The 3,072-nt window shown below is 72.2% G+C and carries 4 protein-coding genes; 1 reads left to right on the forward strand and 3 read right to left on the reverse strand.

The features are described 5' to 3' along the window. From NHG85_RS15095 to NHG85_RS15105, 3 genes are all read right to left on the reverse strand, one after another. On the reverse strand, positions 1 to 641 hold a 641-nt coding region (locus NHG85_RS15095), incomplete at its 3' end, for a metal ABC transporter permease (RefSeq protein WP_253333822.1). Position 642: 1 nt separating this feature from the next. Continuing rightward, positions 643 to 1,401, reverse strand: coding sequence for an ATP-binding cassette domain-containing protein (locus tag NHG85_RS15100; protein WP_253333816.1), 759 nt, complete (start codon positions 1,399 to 1,401; stop codon positions 643 to 645). After that, positions 1,398 to 1,868 (reverse strand): Fur family transcriptional regulator, encoded by a 471-nt coding sequence (locus NHG85_RS15105; RefSeq protein WP_253333818.1) that lies wholly within the window; start codon positions 1,866 to 1,868, stop codon positions 1,398 to 1,400. Before NHG85_RS15105 ends, NHG85_RS15100 begins: the two co-directional genes overlap by 4 nt. Positions 1,869 to 1,962: 94 nt before the next feature. Here NHG85_RS15105 and NHG85_RS15110 point away from each other — a divergent pair, with 94 nt between their 5' ends. Continuing rightward, positions 1,963 to 2,961, forward strand: a complete 999-nt coding sequence (locus NHG85_RS15110) for a zinc ABC transporter substrate-binding protein (RefSeq protein WP_253333820.1) — start codon at positions 1,963 to 1,965, stop codon at positions 2,959 to 2,961. The last annotated feature ends 111 nt before the right edge of the window (positions 2,962 to 3,072 follow it).

Genomic DNA, 3,072 nt, shown 5'->3' on the forward strand with positions numbered 1-3,072 from the left:
GCCATGGCCTCGGGCGTGCGCGCGGCCCCGCGCGCCGCCGCCGCCGGGATCACCAGAAGCGCCGTGATCAGCAGCGCGCCCACCACCTTGATCGCCACCGCCACCACCGTCGCCAGCAGCAGCGTCAGCACCAGCGCCTCGCGGCGCGGCGCGATGCCCGAGGCATGCGCCAGTTCGGGCGAGAGCGTCGCGGTGAGCAGCCTGCGCCAGCGCCAGGCCAGCACTCCTATCACCAGCGCCGCCCCGCCCCAGATCCAGGCGAGATCGCCACGCGTCACGGTCAGCACGTCGCCGAAGAGATAAAGCTCGAGGTTCACCCGCACCCCGCCGGTCAGCGCCACCGCCACGAGTCCGGCCGCCAGCGCCCCGTGCGACAGCACCCCCAGCACCGTGTCATGCGCCAGCCCCCGCCCCGACAGCGCATGCACCGCGAGCGCCATGGCGATCGCGGTGGCGAAGACGCCCGGAAACACCGCCATCCCCTGCCCCAGCGCCAGCGCGACGCCGAGGATGGCGGCGTGGCTGGTGGCATCGCCGAAATAGGCCATGCGCCGCCACACGACGAAGCAGCCCAGCGGGCCGGCGGCCAGCGCCGTGCCCAGCGCGGCGAGGGCCGCGCGGATCATGAAATCATCGAGCATGTCAGCCTTCGGCGTGAGGGTGGTGATGGTGATGCGCGGCGCCGCCGCCCTCATGGGCGTGGTCGTGCTCGTGGCGATAGAGCGCCAGCTGGCCGCCGGTGCCCGTGCCGAACAATTCGCGGTAGGCCGGGGCGGCGGAGACGACCTCGGGCGTGCCCTCGCAGCAGATATGGCCGTTGAGGCAGACCACCCGGTCGGAGGCCGACATCACCACGTGCAGCTCGTGGCTGACCATCAGCACCGCGCAGCCCATTTCGGATCTCAACGCCGCGATGCGCCGGTAGAACGCCGCCTGCCCCGGCTGGTCGAGGCCCTGCGTCGGCTCGTCGAGGATCAGAAGCTGCGGCCGGTTCAGCACCGCGCGCGCCAGAAGCACGCGCTGGAACTGCCCGCCCGAGAGCGCCGCCATCTGCCGCCCCGCGAGGCCGCCCGCGCCCGATTGCGCCAGCGCCGCCTCGGCCGCGTCATCGTCGACCCGCAGCGGCAGGTCGAGAAACCGCCGCACGGTGATCGGCAGAGAAGCGTCGAGCACGAGGCTTTGCGGCACGTAGCCGATCCGCAGCCCGCGTGTGCGCGTCACCTTGCCCCGGCGCGGCGAGAGCGCGCCGATCATCAGCCGCAGCAGCGTGCTCTTGCCCGAGCCGTTCGGCCCGACGAGCGTGACGATCTCGCCCGGATCGACATGGAGCGAGACATCGCGCAGCACCGGCGCCTCCCTGGGGCCGAATTCGAGACCGCGGGCGGACAGGAGGGCGCTCATGCCGTGCCCTCCTGGCAGGCGGGGCAAAGCCCCTCGGCCTCGATCACCACCTGCTCGATCACGAAGCCCGCCTCGCGCGCCGGGCGCGACAGGCCGCCCGCATCCTGCATCTCGGCCACCGCGCCGCAGCCGCGGCAAATGAGAAAGGCCGGCGCATGGGCGGCACCGGGCCGCGCGCAGGCCACATAGGCCGAGAGCCGCTCGATCCGGTGCGCCAGCCCGTGTTCGACGAGAAAACCAAGCGCCCGATAGGCCACCGGCGGCTTGGAGCCCAGCCCTTCGGCATCAAGCCGCGCCAGCACGTCATAGGCGCCCATCGCGGCGTGGCCCTCGAGCAGGATTTCGAGCACGCGGCGGCGCAGCGGCGTCAGACGCGCGCCGCTGGCCGCGCAACGCGCTTCGGCGGCGCCGATCGCGCCGCGGATGCAGGCGGAATGATCGCCGCAGGCAAAACCGTCTGCGCTCATGGCTCCTCCGGGAATGCATCGGTCGGGTCTTGACCGGCTGTTACGTTATAACATAGCTCATAGCTTCCCACCCCGGAATGCTCAAGAGGTCTTCATGCGCCCTGCCCTGCCCTTTGCCGCCAGCCTGGCCCTTCTTGCCACGCCCAGCCTTGCCGAGGCGCCGCGGGTGATCGCCGATACGCCGCCCGTGCACAGCCTCGTGGTGCGGGTGATGGAGGGCGTCGGCACGCCGGAGCTTCTTCTGCCGCCGGGCGGCTCGCCGCATGACGCGGCGCTGCGCCCCTCGGATGCGCGCCGCCTGTCGCAGGCCGATCTGATGGTCTGGACCGGGCCGGCGCTGCTGCCCTGGCTACCCGAGAGCCTCGAAGCGCTGGCGCCCGAGGCCCGAAGCCTCGCACTGCTGGAGACCGAAGGCTGGGAAGCGCTGCCGCTCAGGCACGACCCGGCCTTCGACACCGGGCCGCATGACGGGCACGGCCATGGCCATGATGAAGACGACGATCACGACGCGCATGACGACGATCACGGTGATGACCACGACCATGACCACGACGCGATGCATGGCGGGGACGCCGGGGCCCGACAGGACCCGCATGCCTGGCTCGACCCGCAGGTGGCAGCGGTCTGGATGGAGCAGCTGGCCGAGGAGCTGGCTAGAGCAGACCCGGAGAACGCCGGGCTTTACCGCGATAATGCCGCCGCCGCGATCGCGGCCGATGCCGGGATGAGCGACCGGATCGCCGCGCGGCTCGCGCCCTTGGCGGGGCGGCCCTATCTCGTGCCGCATGATGCCTACCAGTATTTCGAAACCCGGTTCGGCCTTCCGGCGGCGGGGGCGATCGCGCTTTCGGATGCCACGGCCCCCGGCGCCGCCCGGCTGACCGCCTTGCGCGAGAGGGTCGAGGCGGGGGACATCGCCTGCGTGCTGAGCGACCCTGAAACGCCGGCCGACCTCGTAACGCTGCTGCGCGAGGGGACCGGCGCCGCCACCGCCGCGACCGACCCCGCCGGGCTCGGCCTCACCCCCGGTCCGGATCTCTACCCGGCGCTGATCGAGGGGCTGGCCCAAGCCTTTGAAGAGTGCCTCGGCTAGGCCGCACTCAGGCTGACGGTGACCCGGTTGCGGCCGGTCTCCTTGGCGGCATAGAGCGCCGCATCGGCGCGGCGCATCAGCGCCTCGGCCTCGGCCTCGGCCGCAGTGCCG

Origin of the sequence: Limimaricola litoreus (genome assembly GCF_024159025.1) — a bacterium.
Classification (GTDB): domain Bacteria; phylum Pseudomonadota; class Alphaproteobacteria; order Rhodobacterales; family Rhodobacteraceae; genus Limimaricola; species Limimaricola litoreus.